This is a genomic window from Streptomyces sp. NPDC006872 (genome assembly GCF_040635845.1).
In the GTDB taxonomy this organism is placed as follows: Bacteria; Actinomycetota; Actinomycetes; order Streptomycetales; family Streptomycetaceae; genus Streptomyces.
Genome location: NZ_JBEYIL010000006.1, coordinates 34,850 through 60,741, shown reverse-complemented (window position 1 = coordinate 60,741; position 25,892 = coordinate 34,850). Strand labels below are relative to the sequence as shown.

General features: G+C 68.0%; 20 protein-coding genes and 1 pseudogene. 10 read left to right on the top strand and 11 right to left on the bottom strand.

The window, feature by feature from the left end:
• Positions 1-347: 347 nt before the first annotated feature.
• The 4 genes from lipB to ABZ725_RS19085 all read right to left on the bottom strand — a co-directional run bounded on the left by lipB (position 348) and on the right by ABZ725_RS19085 (position 3,631).
• On the bottom strand, positions 348-1,016 hold the full coding sequence (gene lipB, locus ABZ725_RS19100; RefSeq protein ID WP_358803803.1) for a lipoyl(octanoyl) transferase LipB: 669 nt from the start codon (positions 1,014-1,016) through the stop codon (positions 348-350).
• Positions 1,017-1,201: 185 nt separating this feature from the next.
• Complete coding sequence (locus tag ABZ725_RS19095) at positions 1,202-1,645, bottom strand: hypothetical protein (RefSeq protein ID WP_358803802.1); 444 nt, start codon at positions 1,643-1,645, stop codon at positions 1,202-1,204.
• 769 nt (positions 1,646-2,414) lie between these two features.
• A complete protein-coding gene (locus tag ABZ725_RS19090) occupies positions 2,415-2,900 on the bottom strand; it encodes a DUF6114 domain-containing protein (RefSeq protein ID WP_358803801.1) in 486 nt (161 codons plus the stop codon).
• Between the two features lie 116 nt (positions 2,901-3,016).
• Positions 3,017-3,631: a DUF6230 family protein gene (locus ABZ725_RS19085; RefSeq protein WP_358803800.1), complete on the bottom strand. Its 615-nt coding sequence runs from the start codon at positions 3,629-3,631 to the stop codon at positions 3,017-3,019.
• A 267-nt stretch (positions 3,632-3,898) separates the two neighbouring features.
• Between ABZ725_RS19085 and ABZ725_RS19080 the strand changes: the two genes are divergently transcribed.
• Positions 3,899-4,609 carry a MerR family transcriptional regulator gene (locus ABZ725_RS19080; protein WP_358803799.1) on the top strand — a complete coding sequence of 237 codons (711 nt, stop codon included), beginning with the start codon at positions 3,899-3,901 and terminating at the stop codon, positions 4,607-4,609.
• Between the two features lie 92 nt (positions 4,610-4,701).
• Here ABZ725_RS19080 and ABZ725_RS19075 read toward each other — a convergent pair whose 3' ends face one another.
• Entirely contained in the window at positions 4,702-6,885 is a 2,184-nt protein-coding gene (locus tag ABZ725_RS19075) for an MMPL family transporter (RefSeq protein ID WP_358803798.1), read from the bottom strand.
• A 256-nt stretch (positions 6,886-7,141) separates the two neighbouring features.
• On the opposite strand from ABZ725_RS19075, the gene ABZ725_RS19070 reads away from it, so the two are divergent.
• Together ABZ725_RS19070 and ABZ725_RS19065 are read left to right on the top strand one after the other, a co-directional pair.
• Positions 7,142-7,777 (top strand): WHG domain-containing protein, encoded by a 636-nt coding sequence (locus ABZ725_RS19070; RefSeq protein ID WP_358803797.1) that lies wholly within the window; start codon positions 7,142-7,144, stop codon positions 7,775-7,777.
• Between the two features lie 115 nt (positions 7,778-7,892).
• Positions 7,893-8,726: a PIG-L family deacetylase gene (locus ABZ725_RS19065; protein WP_358803796.1), complete on the top strand. Its 834-nt coding sequence runs from the start codon at positions 7,893-7,895 to the stop codon at positions 8,724-8,726.
• 124 nt (positions 8,727-8,850) lie between these two features.
• Here ABZ725_RS19065 and ABZ725_RS19060 read toward each other — a convergent pair.
• The 6 genes and pseudogenes from ABZ725_RS19060 to ABZ725_RS19035 all read right to left on the bottom strand — a co-directional run.
• Positions 8,851-8,982: pseudogene (locus tag ABZ725_RS19060) on the bottom strand (IS701 family transposase); the annotation flags it as partial.
• Between the two features lie 294 nt (positions 8,983-9,276).
• Positions 9,277-9,726: a DUF1330 domain-containing protein gene (locus ABZ725_RS19055; protein WP_358803795.1), complete on the bottom strand. Its 450-nt coding sequence runs from the start codon at positions 9,724-9,726 to the stop codon at positions 9,277-9,279.
• A gap of 512 nt (positions 9,727-10,238) precedes the next feature.
• Positions 10,239-11,396, bottom strand: coding sequence for an L-dopachrome tautomerase-related protein (locus ABZ725_RS19050; RefSeq protein WP_358803794.1), 1,158 nt, complete (start codon positions 11,394-11,396; stop codon positions 10,239-10,241).
• A 206-nt stretch (positions 11,397-11,602) separates the two neighbouring features.
• Positions 11,603-12,115 carry a nuclear transport factor 2 family protein gene (locus ABZ725_RS19045; RefSeq protein WP_358803793.1) on the bottom strand — a complete coding sequence of 171 codons (513 nt, stop codon included), beginning with the start codon at positions 12,113-12,115 and terminating at the stop codon, positions 11,603-11,605.
• 65 nt (positions 12,116-12,180) lie between these two features.
• Positions 12,181-12,993, bottom strand: coding sequence for an oxidoreductase (locus ABZ725_RS19040; protein ID WP_358803792.1), 813 nt, complete (start codon positions 12,991-12,993; stop codon positions 12,181-12,183).
• Between the two features lie 1,041 nt (positions 12,994-14,034).
• Positions 14,035-14,676, bottom strand: coding sequence for a TetR/AcrR family transcriptional regulator (locus tag ABZ725_RS19035; RefSeq protein WP_358803791.1), 642 nt, complete (start codon positions 14,674-14,676; stop codon positions 14,035-14,037).
• A 152-nt stretch (positions 14,677-14,828) separates the two neighbouring features.
• Here ABZ725_RS19035 and ABZ725_RS19030 point away from each other — a divergent pair, with 152 nt between their 5' ends.
• The 7 genes from ABZ725_RS19030 to ABZ725_RS19000 all read left to right on the top strand — a co-directional run bounded on the left by ABZ725_RS19030 (position 14,829) and on the right by ABZ725_RS19000 (position 25,783).
• Positions 14,829-15,740: an SDR family oxidoreductase gene (locus ABZ725_RS19030; RefSeq protein WP_358803790.1), complete on the top strand. Its 912-nt coding sequence runs from the start codon at positions 14,829-14,831 to the stop codon at positions 15,738-15,740.
• A 4-nt stretch (positions 15,741-15,744) separates the two neighbouring features.
• Entirely contained in the window at positions 15,745-16,881 is a 1,137-nt protein-coding gene (locus ABZ725_RS19025; RefSeq protein ID WP_358803789.1) for a hypothetical protein, read from the top strand.
• Complete coding sequence (locus ABZ725_RS19020; RefSeq protein ID WP_358803788.1) at positions 16,878-17,801, top strand: alpha/beta fold hydrolase; 924 nt, start codon at positions 16,878-16,880, stop codon at positions 17,799-17,801. Before ABZ725_RS19025 ends, ABZ725_RS19020 begins: the two co-directional genes overlap by 4 nt.
• Before the next feature lie 90 nt (positions 17,802-17,891).
• Positions 17,892-18,803: a metal-dependent hydrolase gene (locus ABZ725_RS19015; protein ID WP_358803787.1), complete on the top strand. Its 912-nt coding sequence runs from the start codon at positions 17,892-17,894 to the stop codon at positions 18,801-18,803.
• Positions 18,804-18,826: 23 nt separating this feature from the next.
• A complete protein-coding gene (locus ABZ725_RS19010) occupies positions 18,827-19,927 on the top strand; it encodes a PDR/VanB family oxidoreductase (RefSeq protein ID WP_358803786.1) in 1,101 nt (366 codons plus the stop codon).
• A 205-nt stretch (positions 19,928-20,132) separates the two neighbouring features.
• On the top strand, positions 20,133-24,950 hold the full coding sequence (locus ABZ725_RS19005; RefSeq protein ID WP_358803785.1) for an AAA domain-containing protein: 4,818 nt from the start codon (positions 20,133-20,135) through the stop codon (positions 24,948-24,950).
• Complete coding sequence (locus ABZ725_RS19000) at positions 24,947-25,783, top strand: DUF4145 domain-containing protein (protein ID WP_358803784.1); 837 nt, start codon at positions 24,947-24,949, stop codon at positions 25,781-25,783. Before ABZ725_RS19005 ends, ABZ725_RS19000 begins: the two co-directional genes overlap by 4 nt.
• Positions 25,784-25,892: the final 109 nt, after the last annotated feature.

Sequence of the window (25,892 nt, the reverse complement as noted above, 5' to 3'; positions counted from 1 at the left end):
GCCGGACTCCGACTGATGAAACCGGTCGGTTTCAGGCCCATCGTAAACCGATCAGTTTACAAATTCCAAGTCGCGGCGCCGGCCCACATCCCAGCAGCGCCAGGAAGCCGCGTGCCGGCGCCATCTCTGGCATCGGCTCGCTTCGAGCCGCGAGTGGAGGGGGTCGCTTCAGGTCACGCAAGCGGTCCAGGTCCGTCGCGCCGGACACAGTCATCGGGGCGGCCCCGCCCAGCAGTCGCCGTTACCGAGGCGGGAAACGCCGGGCCGGTTCGGCCCGTGGCCGACGGTCTACGGGAGGCGGGGACTGGAAACTGAGCGGTGGCCACCAGGCAAGCACCTGCCCCGGCTCAGGAGGGTGTGCGCGCTGGCGCCAGCTCGGCTGTTACGGCGTCGGCTACAGCGTCCCTCACCTGCGCCTCCGTGGGCGTGGGCCGGTCGAGTTCGGCAGCGAGTTGAGCCAACGAGGCCATCCGGACACCGGGCAGGGCGCAGGCCGTGAACGTGGTGTAGACGTCGAGGTCCGGGTCGACGTTGAGCGCGAATCCGTGGCTGGTGACGCCGCCGCTGATGCGCATGCCGATGGAGGCGATTTTGCGGTGGTCGGGGGTCCACACGCCGACCAGGCTCTCGGCGCCTCGGGGTGTGTCCCGGCGTATCGCCTCGAATCCCAGTGATCCCAGCGCACGGATCAGGGCGTTTTCGATCCGTCGTATCAAACCGCGCGGTCCCAGCTCGCGTACGTTCAGCACGAGATACCCGATCAGCTGCCCTGGCCCGTGATAGGTGGCGTGACCTCCCCGGTCGACTTCGACCAGGCTGATCGGTGAAGCCGGTTCCGGCAGTTGGTCGGCCGGTGTCCGCGCCGTGTAGGTGATCACGGGAGGGTGGGTGAGCAGAAACAGCCGATCCCCGGTACGCCCCTGCTTCCGCTCGGCCACCCAACCGGCCATGTCGGAGTGGGCCACCTCATACGGCACCTCACCCAGATCGACCCGCTCCATCTCCCCTGGCTGCATTACCTCTCCTGTGCCTTTGAGGCGACGTCGCCTCGCGCCGCGCCTGCGAAAACCCGCCCCCGACGAACAGACCACGGCCGCGGCTCTCGCCACTGCACCAGCAGACCACCATGCGCGCGACACAGCCCCGCGGTCAGGTGTCGTCACCCATGACCACGACCAGCCACAGCCGTTTGCGGCTGGCTTCAGCGTGGCGTTCCGTAGCCGTGGATCCCGGGGATGGCGAGTTGTCCGCCTGTCTGTCCGGCCTGGTCGATGTCAGCGTCGTCCAAGCCGAGTTGAAGCTTGAGACCGATATCGCCGATCGTGTCGTAGAGCCACTCCGGAATGGTGTCCGGGGTGAGGTGCAGACGGAGGACGGGTGGTGCGGGAAGGTTTTCGATGCTGGACAGGGTGCCTGTCAGGCTTTCGACGTACATGGTGATGTCGTCGCCGCGGAGCGTGGAGGTCGAACCGGGCGCTCCGTCGATGTGCTGGATCTGTGGGCCGACGGGCACCGCCATCTTCAGGTCGCGGATCGTGACCGCCGCCGCGGTGAACTTGAGCACCCGTTTGGGCCCGGCGGCTGTCTCCACGGTCACCACGCCGCCGAAGACGAGGTCGTGCAGTTCGAGGCGACTCCCCTTCATGTTCCATGCCTCGGCGGAGAATCGGCCGGCCTCATCTTCCTCCGGGGCCTTGAGGTCGCTGATGTCGCAGGTGCGGGCAGTTCCTCGGGGCGACTCCGGTCGGGGTGACGGCTCGGCGGTCCGGTGGCTGGGAGTAGGTGATGCGGGCGCCGTGGACAGGGGCTCGGACGGTGCTGTGGTCTCTGGCCTCGAAGTGGCCGAGCTTGGTGCAGGGCTCGCGTGGAGTGAGGGGCTCGCGTCGGGTGACGGGCTTTGTTGCTCGGCGTCGTCGCGGAAGAGGGGACCGAGGATGTCCGCAAGGCTCGTTGTCGGGGAGGTTGCGCTGGGCGAGGGCGAGGGCGTGGGAGTGGCGGTCGGTGCTGGGCTCGGGCCCGCTCCCTCGTCCTCCGCGTGCGACGGCGGCTTGACGGGCTCCCCGCTTGGGTGAGCGCCGGCCGTGTGGGGATCAGCGGACGGGGTGGGGTTTGCGGGAGTGTTCGTCGCGGAGGTTGAGGTGTCGTCGGGACGGGCGCAGTCGACACCGCTGGTTCCAGGCGCGCCTGACCCCTCGTCGGAAACGGAGAGCGCCGCGGTGGCACTCGTGTCCGCGGGCTCGGGCAGGCGTTGACTTCCCAGGATGAGGGCGGTCGGCAGCGCGGTCAGCGCGAGTGCCCTCCCGACCGGCAGACGCAGGCGTGTCAGCGTGGACGTACGGGGGGTGGCGTGCCGGCCCCTCGGTGGTCGAGCGTATCGGGGGGCTGCGGCCTCGCCGTGGGTGTCGGGCACCTGGTCACTCACTCCCCTGTCCTCCCGCCCGGCTGACGGCGACCGACGGCCCCTCGGTGGCGTCGGGTATGTCCTCCGGGTGCTCGTCCACCGGGCCCCACGCCAGCGCCATGAGTCCGCCTGCCGCAGCGAGCAGTGTGCCGACGAAGAATCCGCCGAAGTTGGAGATGGGAAGCGACAGCACGCCGAGGAACACCGCGACACAGCCGGCGAAGAACCTGATGATCGGCTGGAACCAGAGGAGTCCGCCAAGGACGATCAGCGTCAGGCCGATGACCAGGGACCCGGCCCCCGCGGTGGTGGACATCGCCACGGACAGGGCGCCCAGGGAGAGGTTGAAATACGGGAAGTAGATGATGGGCGCAGCGGCGAGGAGCACCAGCAGGCCCGCCCAGAAGGGGCGGGTGCGCCGCCAGTCCCGGAAGTCCCGGCGAGCGCGGATGAAACCGCTGTCACTGTGGGGGTGCGCGGGTGCACCTGCACTCGTCATGTCGAGCTCCCAAGTCGTGAGTGGGTGAGGGTGTCCGCGAGGACGGTGGAGCACTGCCGCCCCGGGACAATCGCCGGTCGCTTGCGCGCACGGGAGACCAGAGGGCGGGAGCGAGGTCAGAAGCAGTCGTGGCGGCCGGCCGCGATGTTCATGTGGAGGCCCGACAGTTCGAACGTGCCCGCAGAACTGGCCCAGACCTTCTGGTGGGCATCGATGATCTCGACCGCGTCCGCCTGCTGGGCATAGCCGTTGGGATCGACCTTGTCCTTCGGGTTGACCTGACCCTTGGTCATGGCCCCGGTGGCGACGCCGATGTCGACGTTGGTGAAGGTGCCCTTCTTGGCCTGGAGGTCGGTCATGTCGATGTACAGGTCCTTGGCCTTGACCGGCGTGCCCGATCCGCCGGCCTTGAGCGTCATCGTGTAGGTCCCGAGCACGGGAATGTCCACCGGCACGGACTGGCACATGTCGACGATCGTCGCGTTCTTGATGGACGACACGGAGACGGGCACGTGCTTGCCGTTCTTGGCGACGTCCACCGTGGCGTAGTTGCCGAATCCGGTGCCGCTCAGCTTGCCGGCCGAGACCTGGAAGTCGGAGCCGGAGATGCTGAACGAAGCGGCCAGTGCACCCTGGGCCATGGAGACGGCGACCGCCGCAGTGGCGGCCACCGTCGGCACTGCACCGATGGCGAAACGCTTCCAGTGGGTCTTGCCGATTCGCTGGGACATCGTGTGGTTCTCCATTGTCTAGGCGTACGAGACGACCGGACCCAGAACTGACTGGCCCGGGGCGGGGGAAGAACTGCGGCTGGGTGTGGCCGTGGCGGTGCGGGCGGCTTCCGCGGGCGCATGTCGTCCACGCACACGAAGAAGTGGGCACGCCGGAGAAGTGCTCGATAGTGCTACTACCGAGTACCCGATAGTGGCACTATCGAGCCCGGTGGGGCAACCCCTGGTAACGCGATACTGGTGGGACAGTTGAGCGTGAGGGAGCGCATGAGGATTTCAGAGCTCAGCCGACGGTCCGGGGTGCCGGTGGCGACCATCAAGTACTACCGACGGGAAGGGCTGCTCCCCGAGGGGCGCGCACTGAACCCGACGGCGGTCGAGTACGGCGAGGAGCACATCCAGCGGCTCCGTCTGATCCGTTCTCTCATCCAGCTCGGCGGGCTGTCCGTGGCGCGTACCCGGGAAGTGCTCGATGCGGTGGACCGTCCACTGGATGCGTTCGAGACCCTGGGCGTCGTCCACCACGCACTGCCCGTGCCCTCCGCGGAGACGAACCGGAGGAGCGGCGCGGACAACAAGGACGGCCCCGAAGCGGAGAGCGCCGCCGACGAGGCGGTACCGGGTGGAGCCGCCGCGAGGGTCGAGGCTCTCATCGAGAACATGGGCTGGCGGATCTCCGACGCGTCACCGCACCGCCCCGCACTCGCCGAAAGTCTCGCCGCGCTGAGCCGCCTCGGCACCGACTACACGGCCGACGACCTCATCCCCTACGCACGGCTCGCCACCTCCAGCGCCGATTTGGACTTCGCGCAGTTCGAGGGGATCGAGGACCGCATCGCCCTCGCCGAGCGGGCGGTGGTCCTCACCGTGCTGTTCGAGCCGGTCGTCCGCCTGCTACGGCGCCTGGCCCAGGAGGACGCGAACCACCGTCGCCATGATCGCCGTGCGTGCGTGCGGGGCGAGCATCCGGAGGAGTGAGTCCCCAGCAGTGAACCGCCGGCACCCCCGCTCGCGACGGCAGCGAGGCCCGAAGCGCCTCGGGCGAAGGCGCTTCGGACTCTCGGGAGAGTTCAGCCCGCGGCGACGGGGACCCGCTCGCCGGCGGTGTCGTCGGCCGGCATGTCGGTCTCCTTGATGCCGAACCGGTCGTAGAAGCGGGCCAGCGGGCCCGGAGCCCACCAGGCCGCTCTGCCCAGCAGCCTCATGACAGCAGTTCCCAGCAGGATGCGCACCACCAGCACGTCCACCAGGACCGCGAACACCATGCCGACGCCGAAGAGCTTGATGGTCAGCACATCGCTCATCCCGATCGCCGCGAGCGGCACGCACATCAGCAGCGCCGCGCTCACGACCAGGCGGCCGATGGACTGCAGCCCGCTCGCCACGGCTTCCGTGCTGTCGCCTGACTTGTCGTACTGCTCCCGCATCCGGGACACCAGGAACACCTCGTAGTCCATGGAGAGTCCGAAGATCAGCGCGAACAGCATGATCGGCATGTTGGGCTCGATGTTGCCCGTCGGATCGAAGCCGAGCAGGTTGTGCAGATGGCCGTCCTGGAAGATCCAGACCAGGACGCCGAAGGTCGCGGTCAGCGACAGCATGTTCATCGCGATCGCCTTCAGTGGCAGCAGCACCGAGCCGAACGCGAGGAACAGCAGGATGTACGTCATCACCGCGATGTAGAGCAGCATCCACGGCAGGGTCTCGCCCAGTGCGTCCAATGTGTCGTCGTAGACCGCCGACTCGCCGCCGAAGTACGCGCGGGCGCCCGGTGGTTCGGGGACGTTCTTGAGCCGGTTCACCAGGTCGCGCGCGTGGGTCGAGATGGGATTGCCGTCGTAGGTGACCGACACCCGGGCCGTGGTGCCCTCGACTCCGGTGATCCTGGCGCTCTTCGCGCCCTCGGTGGCGCCGAGCCGCTCGGCGTACGCCTTCAGTGCCGCGCCCTGGTCCTTCGAGGTCCCGTCGGACTTCAGGACGAGCAGGGAGTCGATGGACTTCACCGCGTCGCCGTCGAAGTCGTGCTCCATGGCGTCGAAGACCTGGCGGCCCTCGGAACTGCTCCGCAGCTGCTGCGCGTTGATGGAGCCGAACTCGATCTTGGAGAACGGCAGGGCGAGCGTCAGCAGCAGGCCCACCGCGCCCACCACCACGACCCATCGCCGCCGCATCAGGCCGTGCCCGAACCGGTACCAGGCGCCCTCGCCCGCCGCCGTGGGGCGCCCTGCCTTTCTGCGGCGCAGCGGGAAGGCGTTGACCTTCGGTCCCATGACGGCGAGCAGCGCGGGCAGTGCGACCAGCGAGAAGAGCACCGCCAGCAGGACCGCGGCCACCCCGCCGTACGACATCGACTTCAGGAACGTCGACGGGAAGAGGGTCAGGCCGGCCAGCGCCGCCGCGACCGTGGTGCCGGAGACCATCACGGTGCGCCCGGCCGTGGCGAGGGTGCGCCCGATCGCCGCTTCGCCGGTGTAGCCGGCCGCCAGTTCCTCGCGGTAGCGGCTGACGATCAGCAGGCCGTAGTCGATGGCGACCGCGAGACCCAGGATGGTGACCAAGCTCATGGAGAACACGGACACGTCGGTGATGTTGGCGATGGTCCGCAGAACAGCCATCGAACCGAGGATGGAGAGCACGCCGACGAGCAGCGGGAGGAAGGCCGCGGTCAGACCGCCGAACACGACCAGCAGGAGCAGGAAGAGCACGGGGGCCGAGATGATTTCCGCGGTTCTCAGGTCGTGTTCGATCTTCTCACTGGCCTGGTGGCCGGTGGGCACCGTTCCGCCTTGCAGCGTCTGAAGGCCGGGTGCCGGGATCTTGTCCTTGACCGCCTTGTACGCGTCCTCCTTGGCCTTCTCGCTGCTGCCGTGGAGGTTCAGGGCGACGTAGGTGGCGTGCCGGTCATGACTGACCTGCGCCGGCATCTTGGTCGTCCAGAAGTCCAGGTAGCCGGTCACCTCCGACTTCGGCAGGGACGCCAACTGCTGGACGACCGCCTGCTGGAAGGACGGGTCGTCGACGGTGCGGTCCTCGTCCCGGTAGACGATCACCGCGTCGGGTGTCCGCTGCGGGAACGCCTTCTCGGCGATGTGAGCCGCGCGCACGCTGTCCGAGCCGGGGTCCTGGAAGCCGAGCGGTGTCAGAGAGCCGAAGACTCCGGCACCGTAGGCCCCGGACAGGACCGCGAACAGCATGGTCAGTATCAGCACCGGCTTTCGCCTGCGGTGCAGCAGACGCCCAAACCCCTCAAACATGACTTCTCCTAGATCGTTAGCCAGCGCCGGGCAGGACCGCCTGAAGGTCGGCGCCGAACTAACCGTAACAGTGTTTTTATTGCTCGATGCAACGCTGTTGCGCACCTCTCATCCAGAGAGGGGTCGAGCTCATCCGCTCTGACCTGCTGGTATGCAAGAGGTGCTCGTTCGGAAGCGGCGGGTTCCTGGAGCGGACGGCAACAAGCCAAAGCGATACCGAGGAGCATTCGTAACGGCGTTGCAATATGATGGCGCCATGGCCAGGCTCAAGACACATGACGAAGCACTCCGGCTCCGGCTCCTGCACCGCGCGGCCGCCACGGTCTTCGACCGCGGCACTGCCGCGCTGAGCCTGCGACAGCTCGCTGCGGACGTGAAGACCTCGACCACGGCGGTCTACTCGCTGTTCGGCAACAAGGCGGGTCTGCTCAGCAGCCTGTACGAGGAGGCCGTGCGGCTCTTTGTCGCGCGCCTGGCAGCCATCCGGCCCACGGACGACCCGGCCGGCGACGTGATCCGACTCGGACTCGTATATCGCGAGTACGCCGTCGCCAACCCTCACCTCTACGCGATCCTCTTCTCCGACCGCAGCGCCCAGTGCCCGTCCGAGTCGGAGTCGGAGAGGCCGCGTGAGGCCATCGAGACCTACCGGCCCCTCGTCGACGCCGTGCGGCGCGGACAGCAGTCAGGGCAGTTCAGTGCGGAGTCCGACCCGGAGGTCATCGCGCTGTCGGTCTGGGGAACGGCCCATGGCCTGGTGTCCCTGGTGCTGTCGGGGAACGAGCCGCCCGGACTCGCGGTCGCCGACTGCTATGAGCGGGCCCTGGGGGTATTGGTAGCGGGGTGGCGAGTGAGCGAGGGGAAGCTTCAGGGGTTCGCGGACGTGCCGTGAACCCAGGCCGGTCGGATCCTGCGGGACACCGGACGGACTCGGCGGGCTGCGGACGGTCAGGTACCGCCGTGCCGCAGACTGACTTCGATCGCTTGACCGACCAGGGGTGGATTTCATGGCTGACCAGGCCTTGACTCTGATGGCAGTGCACGCCCACCCGGACGACGAAGCCACGGGAACAGGGGGTGTCCTGGCGCGTTATGCGGCGGAGGGCATCCGCACGGTGCTCGTCACGTGCACGGACGGTAGCTGCGGTGACGGTCCCGGGGGCGCCAAGCCCGGCGACCCCGGGCATGATCCAGCTGCCGTGGCCGTCGTGCGTCGAGGCGAGCTCGAAGCGAGCTGTGACGTCCTGGGGGTCGGTCATCTCGAGCTGCTCGGATACGCCGACTCCGGGATGATGGGCTGGCCGGCCAACACCGCACCCGGATCGTTCTGGAGTACGCCCGTGGATGAGGCAGCCGCCCGGCTGGCCGAACTGATGCTGCGTTACGAGCCTGATGTCGTCGTGACCTACGATGAGAACGGGTTCTATGGCCACCCTGATCACATCCAGGCGAACCGGATCACGATGGCAGCGCTGTCGCTGACCGGGATGGCGTCGAAGGTGTACTGGACGACGGCGCCGCGCTCGATGATGAAGGAGTTCGGGCAGATCATGCGCGAGTTCGGCGCGGACTGGGAGGAGCAGGGTCCGTCCGAGGCCGGCGAGGGGCCCGAAATCGGCCTCCCCGACGAGGAGATCCCCACGTGGGTGGACACCACCGAGTTCGGCAGCCAGAAGTTCGACGCGCTGGCCGCGCATGCCAGCCAGGGTGAGAACATCTTCTTCCTGCGGATGGGCAAGGAGAGGTTCACGCAGCTCATGGGCGTGGAGACGTTCGTCCGGGTCCATTACACCACCGGCGCGCCCCTGCCCGAGAACGACCTCTTCTCCGGCCTGCGCTGAGCTCCAGTCGGCGGCCGTCCTTCGGACACACGGAGAACCGCAGCCTGCACACTCCCGCGCGGTTGAAGTACCTGACCACGCGCCTGAAGAAGGTCGGCATTGGGGCATCCACCCCGTCCGTGTACTCGGCGAACTGCCAGCTGTTCTTTCGGCCGACCGGGCCGAGCAGTCCGCGGACGTGGTCCCGCGTCCGCCGCCGGGCCTTCACCCGGGAAAAGCGGGCTCCGGTCCGCAGGAAGAGTTCTTCGAGTTCCAGGTCCCGGGCGTTCGTCGGTACGTCGCGGATCACGACGACGGACTGCTCACTGCGCTGTCATTGCATGCGGCGTGAGCACACGGTGGTGGGACAGTCGGCCCACGACCGTCCCACCCAAGCCAGGCCCCCGCTATGCTCCCCACCGCCAGGCCGCTGACCAGGAGGAATACAGAAGTCCGGCTGGAGTACGAACTGGACCGCCGAACCTCCTATGGAGTCCGCGCTTGCCGGAGGCGTCCTTCGCCGGCCGACGACTCGTCAGCTGGCTCATCCGGCTCCGTAGCGGTGCGGGTTTTAAGGCTTGAGCACCGCCAGCACATCGTCGAGCGAAACGTCGGCGGGGTCACTCATATCGAGACCATCGAACGTCTGCCAGATATAGGACGCCGTACCGTTCTCCCGCAGCGGATGAAAATCGGCCAAGTCCGGATCGTCCCGGAAGCTGTTGAACGCCTCTTCGGACTCCCATTCAACGACAAACAGAACCTGCCGTGGCGCGAGGTCACCGGCTACGTTGTCTCGAAAACGACCAAACGCCACCATTCGACCACCATATTGCGGAGCCTCTTCAGGCAAACGACGAAAGTACGCGAGGTACTTCTCCAAGTCGGCCACGTCAAACATATTCAGGGCGTAGAACTTCTTCTTCTGTGAATTCGCACTCATTGCCAATACCCTCTCCGGTATCAGGAAACTGGCGTTCGCTGCTCCAGGCGGGCGCGGGGCACCGGCAGCAGGACGCATGCATTGATGATGATGTTGACGTCGGTCGCGACTTGCGCCATCTCGGAGACTGACTTTGAAGAACGCACTTCCAGCGCTCGGGTGAAGCCTGAGGTCGCGGGAATCTGAGTACGCTTCCCGTGCCGTTGGGTACACCTTTTGGGCCCAGCGCGGCGCACAGCCTCGTCGACCAACGCCGCGCCGAGGCCAGACTGCTGCACTGGTCCAACTGGCGCAGACGCCACCAGGCAACAGCCCGCCGCAGCCATTACCGACGACGATCCGCCGACAAACCTGTTGGATAGATCACGAAACCGCATTGGAGCACTAGGCGGTTGCCCTACGGCGTAGCACGGAAAGCCATCCGTACTCCTAAGCAATGGGGGTTCGGAACTCGCCCGCTTCCGCGACGAGAAACCGATCGGTTCCCTCATCGTAAACTGATCGGTTTTCGCGCACAAGTCCGAGCGAAGGGGCGGCGTTCGGTGTGCTCCGACAGCGCCCAGGCGGCCGCCTGGCGCGAGTCGGAAAGGTCACGCGAGCCTGACCGGCCCGGCGTCGATCGGCAGGCGGACCAGGAGATAGGGCTTGCGGCGCAGGTCCTTGCCCTCGTGGAAGGGCGACAGCCGGTTGAGCTGGTTGGCGATGGCGTACAGGTGCCGGTCCGAGGCGACGGACAGGGTGTCGACCCAGAGCAGATCGCGTCCCTGGGCGAGGGTCCGGTAGGTGCCGTTCGGGCTCCTGCGCCAGATCGCGTTGTGTTCCAGGTCGCCGCCGTAGAGCCGCCCCTTGTCGTCGCTCTCCAGGCCGTCGGCCATCGGCTTGAACCCCAGGTCCTCGACCGTCGCCGCCACCTCAGCGTCCGTGGCGTCCGGGTCGGCGAGGACGTCGGTGGACACGCTGTGCAGTCGGCGGCTGGAGAGCGGGCAGTAGTAGAGGCGGGTGCCGTCGGCGCTGAGGGCGATGCCGTCGGAGCCGGTCTCGTAGTACGTGGGGTCGCCGCCCGCGGGGCGGACCATGAAGGGCTCGCCCTCGATGACCGGAAGGAACTGCGCGTCCGGGAGTGCCGAGGGATGCCCGGCCAGTCGCCGCCAGGAGCGGCCTGTGGCGAGGTCGACCACGATGATGCCGTTGGAGCCGCCCGAGTCGGTGATGAACGCCGTGCCCTGGGGGCCGCGCCGCAGCTCGAAGCGCATGTCGTTGGGGTAACTGTTCGCCGGCACCACCTCGGGCGGGAAGAGGATCTTCCGTACGATCCGGTCCGTGCGCAGGTCGACCGCCACGAGCTTGGGGCCGCCGTAGGAGGACCCGGCGAACCCCGGGCTTCCGGTGTCGAGGATCCACAGTCGGTCGGCCCCGTCGACGACGACGCTCTGCACCGACTGGAAGTGCCCGGCCAGGTCTGAGGCGTCCTGGCGGTTCACCTCGGCGTCGGGGTAGGCCACCGGCTTCCCGCCGCGCAGTTCGGCGACGGTGAACGGGACGTCGTCGCCCCAGCGGGGAAAGTTGACGAAGATGCGGCCGCGGCACGAGACGGTGACACCCGTCGGCATCGCGCCCCAGAAGCGGGCAACGACCTCGTAGTGACCGGCTGTTGAACCGGAGGGGGATGCGGAGGCGTAGGCGGGTCCGGCGAGTTGGGTGGCGGCCAGCGACGCGGTGGTCGCCGTAAGGAACGTACGTCGGTTCATGGAAGCGTCTCCTGTTGGGTCACGTCACTGGAAGGCGCGGCGAGTTGCCGCAGCACCTCGGCGCATGGGGGGATTGGCCGGACACTGCCGTGGCTGGTGGAGGCCGCCACCAGGAGTGCTGTCCGCCGAGGACATCGCCTGCGGCTACCGCCAACTCCTGGAAGGAGAACGGGGTCAAACGGCCGGTGGACCTGGTGCTCTCAGGTCTATCGGGCTGCCGGGCGGGTCTTCGCAACCATGCTGCGGTCTCCCGAGGAGACCATCGCGTGAATGGGTACGGTGCTGACGCTCATGAGCGTCGCAAGGCCCCGGCGGCCCTGCTGGCGAGCGAGCGCCGGACCCATGAGGTGCATCAGGGCGGTGAGGGCCGGCATCGGACGCCCGAAGAGCGTGATTTCCGTGATGCGTGCTTGGTCGTCGAGCCGCAGCATCTGCACCTCCTCGAACGACTGGGAACCCACCCGTGCCCGGTAGACCAGGGCATACGTGTCGCCCTCGCCGGTCTGGGTGTGGTAGCGGACGTCCTTGACCGCCGCGAACGCCACGGTCAGGAAGTCGCGCAGCTGGTCAGATCCCTCGAAGCGGAACTGCTCGGTGAGCGGCGAGCTGAGCACGACGTCCGGGCTCAGGCACGCGACCGCGGCGTCGACATCACCGCGTTCCTCGGCGGAGCGCCAGCGCGCGATGGTAGTGGCGGCGGAGCGCAGGGGCTCGGACACGGGTCTCTCCCGGTATCAACGGCACGAACGGGTTTGTGGGTGGCGGGATGCGCGGGTGGCAGATGTCAGCCGGTGAGCTTGTTCATCGTGCGGATCTGCTTGTCCAGGACCCAGGCGGGAACGAAGCGGAGCATGCGTGCGCGTGCGGCCATGGGGCCGGCGGCGTAGCGCAGTTTCGGCTTGGTGTCGGTGGCGGCTGTGACGATCGCCTTGGCGACCACGGCGGGGTCGTCACCGTTCTTGATCGTTTCCGTCATCAGGCGGTCGAAGACGTGCCGCTGGCCGGCGTAGGTCTGCAGGGGGGTGTCGGGCTTGGCGCTGTTGGCCTCGAATCCGGTGTTGGTGTAGGCGGGTTCGACGAGAAGCGAGCGGACGCCGTACTGGCGGACCTCGTGGTCCAGGGACTGGGAGTAGCCCTCGATCGCGTGCTTGGACGCGCCGTAGACGGCCATGTAGGGGGCGGGGATGAAGCCCTGTACGGACGAAAGGTTGATGATGCGGCCGCGTCCTTGGGAGCGCATGTGCGGCAGGACCTCTCTCACCATGCGCATGACCCCGAATACGTTGATGTCGAAGACGCCCTGGGCCTGCGTGAGTGAGGTTTCCTCGGCCGCGCCGATCGAACCGATGCCGGCGTTGTTGACCAGGACGTCGATCCGCCCGAACCGGTCGATCACCTGCTGGACCACGGCGGTGACCGACTTGTCACTGACCACGTCGAGGTCGAAGAACGTCACGCCCTGGAGCGGGGTGACGCGTGAGGTGTCGCGGCCCGTGCCGGCCACCTCGAAACCCGCCGCGACCAGCGCGAGCGCGGTCTGCTTGCCGATGCCGGAGGACGCGCCCGTCACTAGGGCCACCGGCCGATTTGTCGTCATCATGCACTCCCGGACTCACCCGGGAAACCGTTCGGTTTCCTCGTGACCTCACTGTAAACCGGTCAGTTTCCACTGCGCAAGCTCAAGCACGGAACTGATCTCGGGCCGCATCACCGGCCGGCTTCAGGTTGACCTGACCAGCGCCCGCCTACAGGGCGGCACGCGCCGGATGAGCAGGCAGGAGAGACGTGACAGCGCCATCCCCGCGCCGCGATCACGAGTTCACGCTCAAGGACTGCTACGACCCCTCCGCCGAGGCGATTGCCAAGAGTGCCGGTGTCACGCAGCCGTACCTCTTCCGACTCTCCCGGGCGCGAAGGCGATCGCCGCCGCCTTGACGCGGAGCACGGAAGAACGCCCGCCTGGCGTTCGAGAGCGTGGGCAAAAGATTGAGGGGCACGAGCGGCCTACCGCTCTATGGACAGCCCAATGGCGATCGCTTACTCGCGGCCGATCTCGGCAAACCCGAAACGCTCCAGATGCAGTTGGAGGGATACGCCGTCGCGGCAGCCACCAGGCAGTAGAAGCCCTCGGCGGCGTCCGGTGAGACGGGCACGAGCCCGATGTCGCCGACGATGATCACTGACGGGGCGCAGCACTCGACTCTGGCGAATGCGTCCACCGCGCGAATACGGACAGTGACTGCGGTCGAGAGCCACAGACACTTGGCGGGCCCGGGCATTTGCGGGCCACCCGGCGATAGCGGCAGCCCGGACTCGCGCGGGCTGGACCCCGGGACAGGCGCGCCAGCGGGGGCGGACTGCGGGTGACCCCCCACCGTTCAGCAGTTCCCCCGACGCGACGGGCCCGTCATGGTTCGCGGCCGCCCAGCCCGATCACATCGCGTCGCTTCCGGATGGATGCTCGATGTGTACCGTCCGACAGTCGATAGTCAGCAGGTGCGCCGCACTTGCGTTCATCGCGCGACGGTTCTCGCCGCCCTCCCTGATCGAAACAGGGCTGCCAAGTGCGCCGGGCCTGAGCAGGGGCGGGGGCTGCCGTCCGATGGAGTAGCTCCTGAAGGAATCCGGCCCTGCCTGATCAGGGCTGATCGCTGATGGCTCGGTAGGCCGCGATGAACAGGGTGTAGCACAGGTCGATCAGTTCTTCGACGGTGGCGTTCTGGTGGCCGAGCGTCCAGTCCACGAGGAGTTCGTTGACTCCGCCGACCAGGCTCATCGCGGTCATGGTGAGCCGGTTGGAGGAGGCTTCCGGGCCAGGGGGCGGTGCAACGACGGCGGCGATCAGCGCGGCGAATTCGTGCAGGACCTCGCGGCGCCGTACTTCGAGGCGGGGGCTGGCGCCCACGACCTCGATGAGCACCAGGCGTGCCATGCGGGCGTCGTCGGCCAGTGTGCGGATGAACACCTCGAGGCCGGCGCGCAGTTGGGCGTCGACATCGGGTGCGACAGCGGCTGCGGCCTGTGCGGTCTCGGCGTGGATCGTAGCGATCAGCTCGTTGTAGACCCCGGCGAGAAGGTCTTCGCGGTCGCGGAACGACTCGTAGAAGTAGCGCTCGGTCAGTCCGGCATGGGAGCACACCTGCTTGACGGAGGCTGAGGCGTACCCGACCGTGCCGAACAGGTCGAGGCCCGCCTGGATGAGGCGGGTGCGGCGCTCCTGCTGTCGTTGCGCCGCGTCGCGTCCGCCGTAGCGCCGCCCGGCGGTCTGTGTGCCGGTCATTTCTCCCCTTCGCAGAGGTGTTGACACCGGTGTGCTCCGAACTGACACTCTAGCTTGTCAGTTCATCTGACACGGCTTCATGTCAGACGTGCGTGGGGGCCGCTTTCCGCTCGGCGTTCCGCTCATGCTCAGGGCAAGAAAGGGGCTCGACCGTGGCAGCACCGCCCAAACACCCGTACACGTCCAGCCGAAGAGACCGCGACAGGCTCCCCCGCACACCACCGCTGACCGGCCGAGTGATCGCGGTCACCGGGGCGGGCCGCGGAATCGGGCGCGCCGTCGCGGCCCGGCTCGCCGCGGCCGGAGCGGCCGTGGCGATCGGGGATCTCGATGCGGAGCTCGCCACGGAGGCGGCCGGTGCCATTGGTGCGCGTCCCGGTGGCCGGCTGCTCGGGCTGTCTCTCGACGTCACCGACACACCTTCCTTCGAAGACTTCCTGCGCACCGTCGAGACCCGGCTGGGGCCGATCGACGTACTGGTCAACAACGCCGGAATCATGTGGGTGGGCCCCTTCGCGGAGGAACCGGAGGAAGCCGCCCTGCGCCAGTTCGACGTCAACGTCCACGGCGTACTGCGGGGGATGAAACTCGTGCTCCCGGGGATGCGGAAACGCGGTCGCGGCCACGTGGTGAACATCGCCTCCGCCGCCAGCAAGGTCGCCCCGGCCGGCGAGGCGACCTACGCGGCGACGAAGCACGCCGTCCACGGCTACAGCACAGCCGTTCGCGCCGAACTGCGCGGCACCGGCGTGCACGTGTCCCTGGTGATGCCCGGCGTCGTGGACACCGAGCTGGCCGTGGGCACCGCGACCGGCCCCACCCGACGCCTGACGAAGGATCAGGTGGCCGACGCGGTGCTCGACGTCGTGCTGCGCCCGCGGTTCGAGGTCTTCGTTCCCCGCCAGGTGGCCGCCCTGACCCGGTTGGCCGCGGTGCTGCCGGGCCGTGCCCGCGACGCCCTGCATCACCGTCTTGTCCCTGACCAGGTCGCCGCCCTGTCCGACCGGTCGGTCCGCGCGGCCTACGAGCAGCGCACCCGGACCGCCCGCCATCCCGAAAGTTGAGCCCGTGACCACCACGCCCAAGCCGGCGCCCAGCGTGAAGAAGGCCCAGGACGCCGCCGCTCCGCGCCCCATCCCCGAATTCGAAGGTGTCCACGACGTATGGCCCCGCGGCGACCGGCTGAGCGCCGTGCGCGGCGCCGCGGCCACCTACCGTGAGCGGTTCGTCCAGCAGGGCCGCATCCACGCCGTCCGCAGTTTCGACATCGCCGCCGCCCCGTACCCGACCCGGTTCGGCTTCCACGGCGCCGCGCTCGCCGTCAACCCGTTCGTGAGCATCGTCAACCGGATGCTCGTCGTGCAGTTCGACGGCTTCGACGGTGAGCCGAAAACACTGGTGTGGGAGCCGACCGTCGCCGCCGGAACGGCTCAAGCGCCGTTCTACGCCCAGCTGAAGCGTCTGGCGGGGGACTTTCTCACCGAGCACGTCTTCGCCCGCTTCTACCAGGAACCGAACACCGTCCTGCCCTCCTGCGGTCTGCGACCCGAGGACGTGGACTTCGTCAGCTTCGACCACCTGCACGTCCAGGACGTGCGCATGATCATGGGAAGCACCAGCACCATTCCCGGCGAACGGGCGCCCCGCGAAGCGCTGTTCCCGCGCGCCCGGTTGTTGGTGCACCGCAGGGAGCTGGGCACCTTCGCATCAGTGCATCCGATGCAGTGGGCCTGGTACGTCGACGGAGGCATGGACGGGGTACCGGACGAGCGCATCACCGCCTTCGACGGCGATGTCGAACTCGGCGTCGGCGTCAGCCTGTTGTGGACCCCCGGCCATACCGACGGCAACCACTCCCTGGTGCTGAACACCCCCGACGGCGTGTGGGTCTCCTCCGAGAACGGCATCTCGGCCGACAACTGGCAGCCCGAGCTCTCCCGCATCCCCGGGGTGCGCCGCCACGCCGCGTTCTACGGCCATGAAGTGGTGCCCAACGCCAACACCCTGGAGGACTCCCTCGACCAGTACGACTCCATGGTCAAGGAGAAGACCCTCGCCGACCCCAGCCGACGCGATCCACGCTGGCTGCAGATCCTGCCCTCCTCGGAACTGGCCCCCTTCAAGCGGCACTGGCCGGTGCAGCCCAGCTTCTTCCACGGCGGTCTGAACTACGGCGAACTCAGCCCTGCCGGTGGTGGCCGATGACTGGCCCGGCCGCCCGTCGGATCGCCGCGGACGGCGTGGAGTTGGCCGCCTACCAGTGGGGAGTGTCCACGGCTCCTCCGGTGGTGCTGGTCCACGGCTATCCGGACACCAGTGCCGTGTGGCGGCCGGTCGCCGAGCGCCTGGCCGATCGCTTCCACGTCACCGCCTTCGACGTGCGGGGAGCCGGTGCCTCCCACCGGCCCAGGGGTCTGCGCGCCTACCGGATGTCCCGCCTGGAAGCCGACCTGGAGGCGGTCCTCGACGCCGTGAGCCCCGACCGCCCGGTGCACCTGGTCGGACACGACTGGGGATCGATCCACTCCTGGGAGTCGGTCACCGGCACTCGCCTGGCCGGGCGGATCGCCTCGTTCACCTCCATCTCCGGCCCGTGCCTGGACCACGTCGGTCACTTGATCCGGGCCCGCCTTCGGCCGCGGCATCCGGATCTGCCGAAGATGCTGCGGCAGGCCGCACGATCCTGGTACATCGCCTACTTCCACTTCCCGCTCCTGCCCGCCCTGACCTGGAGAGCACTGGGACACCGCTGGCGCGCCTTCCTCACCGGCTCCCAAGGCGTACCCGGGCACACCCCCTACCCCGCGCCGACGCTGACCCGCGACGCCGTGGTCGGCACCGCGCTGTACCGCGCCAACATGCTGCCCCGCCTGCTGCGTCCCCGGGACCGCCCGACCACCGTCCCGATCCAACTCATCATCCCCACACGCGACTTCTGCGTCACCCCGGTGCTGTCGTACGGAGTGGAGCACTGGACGCGCCAGATACAGCGGCGCCCGATCGACGCCGGGCACTGGGTACAGCTCAGCCACCCCGAGGAGGTCGCGTCCCGGATCGCGGAATTCGCCCACCGCGTCGAAGACGGCTCCCGTCGCACTCCGGACCACACCGCGCACCCGATCTGACAGCCCAACAGCCCATCAGGCCGGCAGTACTGGACGACTGCCTGACCGCGCTTCCGCACACACCGATCGCCGACGGAGGAGGAACCTGTCATGTTCCGAGCCGCACATGCCCACCCGGAGAGTCCGTCCGAGCCCATCGACCACCACGACCTGGTGCTGCAACCCCGGGACGTCACCTTCGACTGGGGCGCCACCCCGCTGCACTGGCTGCCGGGTGAGCCCTTCGCGACCCACACCTTCGATGTGCTCCACCTCATGCTCCCCGAACTCGAGCGCTGGTTCGTCCGCACCTTCGAGCAGGCGCTGCCGCGGATCACCGATGACCGGCTGCGCGAGGACGTACGCGGCTTCATCGGTCAGGAGGCGATGCACGCCGAGGCGCACCAAGGGGTCCTGGAGCACCTGCTCGCCAAGGGGCTGAACCCCGCTCCGTACACCGTGCAGTCCGAATGGATCTTCCGAAGGGTGCTCGGAGACCGGCCGGAGCTGACGCCGGCCGCCGCACACGCACACCTCCTCCAACGGCTCGCCCTCATCGCGGCCTTCGAGCACTTCACCGCGTACATGGGTCACTGGATTCTCAGCAACGGGCACCTGGACCGGGCCGGCGCGGACCCCGCGATGCTGGATCTGTTCCGCTGGCACGGCGCGGAGGAGGTCGAGCACCGTTCGGTGGCGTTCGACCTGCTGGTGCACCTCGATCCCCGGTACCGGCGCCGAGTGGTCGGCATGCTCGTCACCGCTCCGGTGCTGACCCAGCTGTGGATCCGCGGAGTCCGCTTCCTGATGAGCGCCGACCCCGAACTCGACGACCGGGTCGAGGTCCGCTTCCGCGACTACCTGGCCGCCGCCCGCAAGGACCTGTTGCCGCCACCGGGCGCGTTCACTCGCTCGGTACTGCGCTACTTCCGCCCCGGTTACCACCCGACCCAGGAGGGCTCGACCCAGCAGGCGGTCGCCTACCTGGCGGCGTCCCCCGCTGCCCGAGCGGCTGCCCAATGACCCGGCAACCAGTGGGGCATCCCATGGACACCAGCACACCCGCCACTCGGCCACCGGACCTGTACGGCCGACCGCGCAGCGACTCCTTCATGCGGAAACTGGCGGCTTTCAGCGACAACGCGGTCACGCGCCTCGCGCGGCGCAGCACTCCACCCAGGCGCCCGCCGGCCACCGAGATACCCGCGATCCGGGAACTGGTGGTCGCCACCAGGCACCGGGAGGCCGAGGATGTCGTCTCCCTGCGGCTGGCAGCACCCGACGGGGGAACGCTCCCGCCCTGGCAGCCCGGCGCCCACATCGAACTGCACCTGCCCTCCGGCCGCAAGCGGCAGTACTCCCTGTGCGGCGACCCCGTCGACCGGCACCGGTATCGCATCGCGGTGCGCCGCATCCCCAACGGCGGAGGCGGTTCGGCCGAGGTGCACGACGCCCTCGGAGAGGGTATGCGGGTCGCCGTCACGGGGCCCCGGAACGCCTTCCCCTTCGCCGCCGAGGCATCCATCCTGCTCATCGCGGGCGGCATCGGAATCACCCCGATCCTGCCGATGGCCCGGGAAGCCGCCCGACGCGGGCTGGACTGGAGGCTCGTGCACACCGGCCGCAGCCGCGGCTCGATGCCCTTCGCGGCGGAGCTGGCCGAACTCGCGGCCACAGCCCCTGGCCGGGTCTCCATTCGTCCTGACGACGAGTCCGACGTGCCCGAAGCTGCCGATCTACTGAGCTTGAGCCCGGCGGCGGGTGCGGTGTACTGCTGCGGACCCGCGCCCATGATCGACGGCGTTCGGCGCGCGTTTGGTGGCAGCCGCGCGTCAGCCCTGCACTTCGAGCGTTTCGCCCCGCCCCCGATCACGGACGGCCGTCCCTTCGAACTTCAGCTGGGCGACACCGGACGGGTTCTGCCAGTGCCGCACAACCGCTCCGCCCTGGATGTTCTCCACGACGCCCTGCCAAACCTGCCGTTCTCCTGCCGCCAGGGGTTTTGCGGCACCTGCCGAGTACAGGTAGCCCATGGCCATGTCGATCACCGTGACCGCCGGCTCACCGCCACCGAACGTGCGGCCGGCGCCATGCTGCCCTGCGTCTCGCGCGCACCGGAAGGAGAGCGATTGGTGCTGGAGGTGTGAACGATGGCCGAGCGCCCGTACACCGCCCCCCGCTGACGGCTCAGTGACAGCGCATCCATCGCACCGGCACAGGTCCACGACGAAGTCCTCGAACTCGCCGCCCGACATCGTGTCCACCTCGGCAAGGAACCGATGGGCGGCCTTGAGTGCCTCCTCCTGCCGCCACTGGTGCTAACGCCCTTTGACGAGTCGTAAATCACGGTGGATGTCGGTCTCGCGCCTGCTCGGTCGTTTGTTCACGCCGCCTGCGGGCGACCCGGTCCTAGCACGATGCCGAACCGGCCTATGCGCCGCGTACATCACGCCATTCCCCTACAACACGTTGCCCTGCCTGCTTGGCCACCTCATCCTGAAACGTTCGCCACCAGCCGAGGGGAGCAAGGTGAACGTGCCACGACATGGCGCGAACGACCCTGACGTCATTGGGCAGACCACCGGTCTGATCGGCTTCCTCAAGGAAGTCGTACAGAGCAGCCACAACCGCCTACGCGACGACCGGCGCCCACGAGAACGCCTGTGGCTGGCCAATCTGCCCGCATCCTTACGACGACCGTCGGATCGAATCGACGGTCTACTGCTCACACTCGACCACGTGCCGCAAACAGCTCCGCCTCCTCCGCCAGAGGTACTGGACGGATGGTTATCCGCGGAACGGTGCCAGGACGCGGACGGCGGTGATCCCCCGCTCGCCGTCGAAGGCCCGGGCCGGGAACTCGTGCTGGCCGCAGACGGCCGCCAGTGGTGGGAGGAAGCAGAGGATCACACCGTCCGTCGAGAAGACGCGGCCGAGGTGCTGCGGGCCTACGGTCCATGGCTGGAACGCTGGCGCCGATGGGCGGAGCGGGAGCGTACCGACCGAGCCCTTCGGGAGCTGTACGAGCAGGTCTACCACTGGCACCAGAAGCTGACGCAGCAGGACGACCAACTCGAACTCGTGCTAGCCACGGGGCTGTTGACGTGGAGCGATCCGCGCGGTGACGCTGTCCACCGCCACCTGCTCACTCACCGGGTGGAGACCTCGGTGAACCGCAAGACCGCCCGGCTCACGGTCCGCCTCATGGCCGAAGGAGCGGTGCGGCTTGAGGATCAGGCGTTCCTTGACACCGATGACGGCTGGGCTCCTGAGCGCTCGGCCGCGCTCGCGGAGGAGATAGCCGCCCAGTCGCTGCACCTGCTGGGCACGGAGGCCCTGGAGCAACTGGCACAGTGGCAGGAGCGGGTACTGCAGCGTCCGGTGTCGTTCAGTGCCGAGTGGCAGCCGCCCCGCGAGCCGGAGGCAGGCGCACGGCTCACCTACGCGCCGGCGCTGATCGTACGGCCACGGGACCGCAACGCCCTGCTGAGCTTCTACGACCGAATCGCGGACAGCGTGGCCTCCGAGGCACACGCGCCCCTGGGACTGGCTCAGTTGGTGCTCCCCCTGAACTCCGAGGACCGCGCGAACTGGGACGGCCACGAGATCCCTCCCCTCTTCGGGGACGACCCGCTCTTCCCGGGGAAGACGAACGAACGGCAGCGGAGTGTGCTGCGGCGACTGGAACACGACACGGGCGTGGTGGTTCAAGGCCCGCCCGGTACCGGCAAGACACATACGATCGCCAACCTGGTGTCCGCGCTGCTCGCCCAGGGGCAGCGGGTCCTGGTGACCAGCGCCCGCGATCAGGCCCTGACAGTCCTGCGGGACAAACTTCCGCCCGCCGTACGGGATTTGTGCGTCCTGCTGCTCAGCTCCGCGCGACAGGACGGGTCGGACGAGCTGGAACGCACCATCAATGCCCTGACCGACCAGGTCGCCGCCAGCGACCCCGATCAGCTTCGGGACGAGATCCGTCGTCTCACCGCAGACCGGGAAGACGTGCGGGGAAGGATCAATGCGCTCACGGAGCAAGTGATCGCACTGCGGGAGGCCGAGGTCTACCGGCACCGCGAGGTCGCCCCCGGATACGGCGGCACCCTCGCCGCGATCGTGCAACGCGTCCACGAAAACGCTGAACGTCATTCCTGGATCAGCGTGGTTCCGGATCAAGGGCCTGCCCCCTCCGTTCCGCCGCTCTCCCCCGCGCAGGCGGTAGAACTACTGATCCTGCTGCGCGACGGCGCGGCCGAGCTGCGTGCGGGCGGCCAGCTGCCGGATCCTGACACCCTTCCCACGCCCGACGACCTGGCACAAAAGCTCGCAGCCGGCCGCGTCACCGATGACGGCCTCACTCCCGAGGCTGCACACATCCGCGACCGCCTCGTCCAGTTGGACACTTCCGTCACCGATGAACTGACCTCGCTCGCGGGCGCCTGCCGCACGGCCCTGCACCGCCTCGGTCTGGCGGCGTCCGCCCTGCAGTGGGATTCCGACAAGTGGACCACCAAGGCCCTCACGGACCGGCTCTCCCGTGAAAACCTCCCCCGGTGGCGTCGCGTGTCCGAACTCGCCGATCAACTGGCTGCGGTCTCACGCCAGTTGGATGCGCAGGGGATGAAGCGCGTCACCGTCCCCGAACAACTCTCCGTCGAGCGGGCGGACGCGATGGTCTCGACCGGCTCCGCGCTGCGTGACCATCTTGCCTCGGGTGGCAAGCTCCGGCCCAGCGGCAGTTTCCGCGCGGCCAAAGCGCAGAAGGCGGCTCAAGAGCTCCTCGACACATGCACTGTGAACGGCCGCTCCCCGGAAACACTGGAGGATCTCGATGCCGTCCTCACCCATCTGCGCGTTCGCTCCTCTGTTGTCGCACTCGCGGAACGGTGGGCCCAGGTCGGAGTCCCCATACCCGAAGGCCCAGTAGAACTCCGTCTGACCTCCTTGACCGAGGCGTACGAACGCCTGGAGCACATCGACGCGTTCGGCACCGCCCGTGACCGGATCGACGACCTGCTCGTAAGCCATGGCGTCCACATCCCTTTCACTTCCCGCCCGGCCTGGCAGGACTTCACCACGGCGCTGGCCGCCCTCTCCGGTCGGCGGGCCGCCGATGAAGCCATGGCTGAGCTGGCCATTTGGGAGGAGCACCTCCGCACACCGGTGGAGGGCTCACACCCCGCTACCGAAGCCCTCGCCGCCGCCCAGGCGATCCGGGACCAGGACATCGACCGCTACGCCAAGGAACTTGACGCGTTGCGGAAGGCTCATCTACGGGAACACCGCCGACGCCGATGCGCCGTGCTTCTCGACAGTGTTCGCAGGGCACACCCCATGCTTGCCGACCAGTTGACGCAGGAGCCCGACGATCCGGCCTGGGAGACCAGGCTGGACTCACTGGCCGACGCCTGGGCCTGGTCAGCGGCCTCCGCGTTCGTACGTCGACAGCGCACGCCGGGCCGGGAGCGTCAGCTCGAAGGCGAACTGGCCCAGTACGAAAGGAACCTGGAGGACCTCACCGGTGAACTCGCCGCCATCTGCGGTCGGTTGCACTGCCTGGAACGCATGACGCAGGAGCAGCGGTCCGCGCTCCAGGCGTACCGGACCCACATGGCCTCGTACGGCAAAGGCAAGGGCAGGAGCGCGGGCCGCTACCGCGCTGCGGCACACGACGCCATGCGGACGGCACAGGGAGCCGTACCCGCATGGGTGATGCCCATCTCGCAGGTCGCCGAAATGGTGTTGCCCAAGCGGGACGCGTTCGACGTTGTCATCGTCGACGAAGCCAGTCAGGCCGGCATGGACGCGCTGTTCCTGATGTGGCTGGCTCCTCGCGTGATCGTCGTGGGGGACGACAAACAGTGCGCGCCCTCGCTCAGCGGCATGGGCCGTCACCAGGCGATCCACGACCGGCTGATCTCCCACCTGCCCGACATGCCTACGAGCCTGCGCACGCTCTACGGCCCGGCTACGAACCTCTACCAGTTGCTGTCCACGTTCTTCCCGAAGGTGATCAGGCTGGAGGAGCATTTCCGGTGTATGCCGGAGATCATCGGCTGGTCGTCCCAGACCTTCTACAACAACAAACTGCAGCCGCTGCGCCAGTACGGCGGTGATCGTCTCGACCCGCTCGTGACGCACTTCGTCGAGGGCGCCGTCATCCAAGGACGCGACAGCCGGCTCCGCAACGCGAAGGAAGCCGAGGCCCTCGTCGACTGCCTGGCCCAGTTGGTGGAGGACCCCGCCTACCGGGACAAGACCATGGGGGTCATCACCCTTCAAGGACCGGTCGGCCAGGTCAAGCTCCTGGAACAGCTGATCAACGAGCGGATTCCGGCGCCGGTCCGCGAACATCACCAGATCCGCGTGGGCAATCCCGCCTCGTTCCAGGGTGACGAGCGGCACGTCATTCTGCTGTCGATGGTGGCGACCGACCCGCCGCGCATCGCAGGTGGCGCGCGCAACGAACGACAGGCGTACAACGTCGCCGCGTCCCGAGCCCAGGACCAGATGCGGCTCTTCTACTCGGTTCCGCCGGACCGCCTGAAGACCGGAGACCTCCGACTCAACCTCCTCGCCTACATGGAGAACCCACCAGCCGCGTTGGCCGACTCCGACGACATCGGGGAAGTGTCGAGCGAGATCCCGCAAAAGCCATTCGAATCGCTCTTCGAGCAGCATGTCTACCTGCGTCTGAAAGCTCGCGGGTATCACGTGATCCCGCAGTACCCGGCAGGAAGCAAACGCATCGACCTCGTCGTCGTAGGGGCACGAGGGCGCCTGGCCGTCGAATGCGACGGCGAGCGTTACCACTCGTCACCCGAACAGATCCGGTACGACCAGCAGCGTGACCGAGAACTTCAACGGGTCGGCTGGACGTTCTGGCGCCTCCCCGAAAGCGAGTTCCGGTTCGACCCGGACGAGGCCCTGGTCGGCCTCTGGGAGGAACTGAACCGGCTCGGCATTCGTCCGGCCACGTTCGGCAGCGCCGATGACCGGTCCCATGCCGCGTCCACCTCCGCCGAAGTGCAGTGGACCCCCCTCGATCTCTCCTCCGACGAGGAGCTGGCCGAGGACCCGGCAGAGTCTCCCGACGGCCCGGACGCAACCGATCCCGTCGCCGCCCTCGACATGACCGAAGACGACGTCACCAGTACGGAAGGCCCGGCATGACCCCGCAGTCCCCACTCGGCGTCCTCGATGCCAACACCCTGGAGGAACTGGCTCGCGTCATCTGCGGCGACGACCACCTCTACTACCGCAAGGGCTACGAGATCGCCCAGTTCCTGGAACGTGCCGGCTGGCAGCAGGTTCCGGAGTACGACGGTTACCGCAAGGACTGGGCCCTCGCCCGGCTCACCGAACGCCGAGACGACCCGGCAGAGTTGGAGAAGGTGCTGCTCCGACTGGCCGACCCGCGCGAATACCTCGACGAACCCGAGCAGCTCCCCGCCGTCGTCTCCGCGGCCAACGCCTTCCTCATCCACGAGGGCGTACGCCTGGAAAACCCGGGTGGCCGCCCCCGCCTCGTCGCCTGCGACCCTGCTCTCACCCACCCGGGCAACCAGGGCCAGGTCGAACTCAGAGCTGCGATGACCGACCTCATCAGCGACCAGCGGATGGCCGGTCTCCTCCAGCACCGCCTTGACGAAGCACACACCTGCTATGCGAACGGCGCCCACGTGGCCGCCATCATCATGCTCGGCAGTCTCCTCGAAGGCGTCATGGTCCACGTGGTCCAGGAACGCGACGCATCACTGCTGGGCAACAAGACCCCGGACAACGTGAGCCTGGACTCCCTGATCAAGATCTGTAACAACGCCGGCTGGATCGGCGCCGACGTCGAGCGTTTCGTCCACGAACTGCGCAAGTACCGCAACTTCGTCCACCCGAGCGCCGAAATCCGCGAGGCTCACGCCCCGGACCGCGACACACTGAACATGTGCTGGCCCGTGGTCAACGCGGTCCTGAATGACCTCGCCGACACCCAGACCACGGCAGCCTGACCAAAACGAACTGGCCCCGTCCCACGCTGAGGTTCAGACGAGCCTCAGCGCGGGACGGCTCTCCGGCCCGGGAATCCGCGCCCCCAAAAGGTCAGCATCCGGATCAGAC

Excerpts from the sequence above, each read along its gene's own strand:
- ABZ725_RS19015 (WP_358803787.1), top strand. The coding sequence starts at position 17,892 with ATGTTCCGAGCCGCACATGCCCACCCGGAGAGTCCGTCCGAGCCCATC.
- ABZ725_RS19065 (WP_358803796.1), top strand. The coding sequence starts at position 7,893 with ATGGCTGACCAGGCCTTGACTCTGATGGCAGTGCACGCCCACCCGGAC.
- ABZ725_RS19070 (WP_358803797.1), top strand. The coding sequence starts at position 7,142 with ATGGCCAGGCTCAAGACACATGACGAAGCACTCCGGCTCCGGCTCCTG.
- ABZ725_RS19020 (WP_358803788.1), top strand. The coding sequence starts at position 16,878 with ATGACTGGCCCGGCCGCCCGTCGGATCGCCGCGGACGGCGTGGAGTTG.
- ABZ725_RS19050 (WP_358803794.1), bottom strand. The coding sequence starts at position 11,396 with ATGAACCGACGTACGTTCCTTACGGCGACCACCGCGTCGCTGGCCGCC.
- ABZ725_RS19010 (WP_358803786.1), top strand. The coding sequence starts at position 18,827 with ATGGACACCAGCACACCCGCCACTCGGCCACCGGACCTGTACGGCCGA.
- ABZ725_RS19095 (WP_358803802.1), bottom strand. The coding sequence starts at position 1,645 with ATGAAGGGGAGTCGCCTCGAACTGCACGACCTCGTCTTCGGCGGCGTG.
- ABZ725_RS19040 (WP_358803792.1), bottom strand. The coding sequence starts at position 12,993 with ATGACGACAAATCGGCCGGTGGCCCTAGTGACGGGCGCGTCCTCCGGC.
- ABZ725_RS19005 (WP_358803785.1), top strand. The coding sequence starts at position 20,133 with ATGTCGGTCTCGCGCCTGCTCGGTCGTTTGTTCACGCCGCCTGCGGGC.
- ABZ725_RS19080 (WP_358803799.1), top strand. The coding sequence starts at position 3,899 with ATGAGGATTTCAGAGCTCAGCCGACGGTCCGGGGTGCCGGTGGCGACC.
- ABZ725_RS19000 (WP_358803784.1), top strand. The coding sequence starts at position 24,947 with ATGACCCCGCAGTCCCCACTCGGCGTCCTCGATGCCAACACCCTGGAG.
- lipB (WP_358803803.1), bottom strand. The coding sequence starts at position 1,016 with ATGCAGCCAGGGGAGATGGAGCGGGTCGATCTGGGTGAGGTGCCGTAT.
- ABZ725_RS19085 (WP_358803800.1), bottom strand. The coding sequence starts at position 3,631 with ATGTCCCAGCGAATCGGCAAGACCCACTGGAAGCGTTTCGCCATCGGT.
- ABZ725_RS19090 (WP_358803801.1), bottom strand. The coding sequence starts at position 2,900 with ATGACGAGTGCAGGTGCACCCGCGCACCCCCACAGTGACAGCGGTTTC.
- ABZ725_RS19075 (WP_358803798.1), bottom strand. The coding sequence starts at position 6,885 with ATGTTTGAGGGGTTTGGGCGTCTGCTGCACCGCAGGCGAAAGCCGGTG.
- ABZ725_RS19055 (WP_358803795.1), bottom strand. The coding sequence starts at position 9,726 with ATGCGTCCTGCTGCCGGTGCCCCGCGCCCGCCTGGAGCAGCGAACGCC.
- ABZ725_RS19035 (WP_358803791.1), bottom strand. The coding sequence starts at position 14,676 with ATGACCGGCACACAGACCGCCGGGCGGCGCTACGGCGGACGCGACGCG.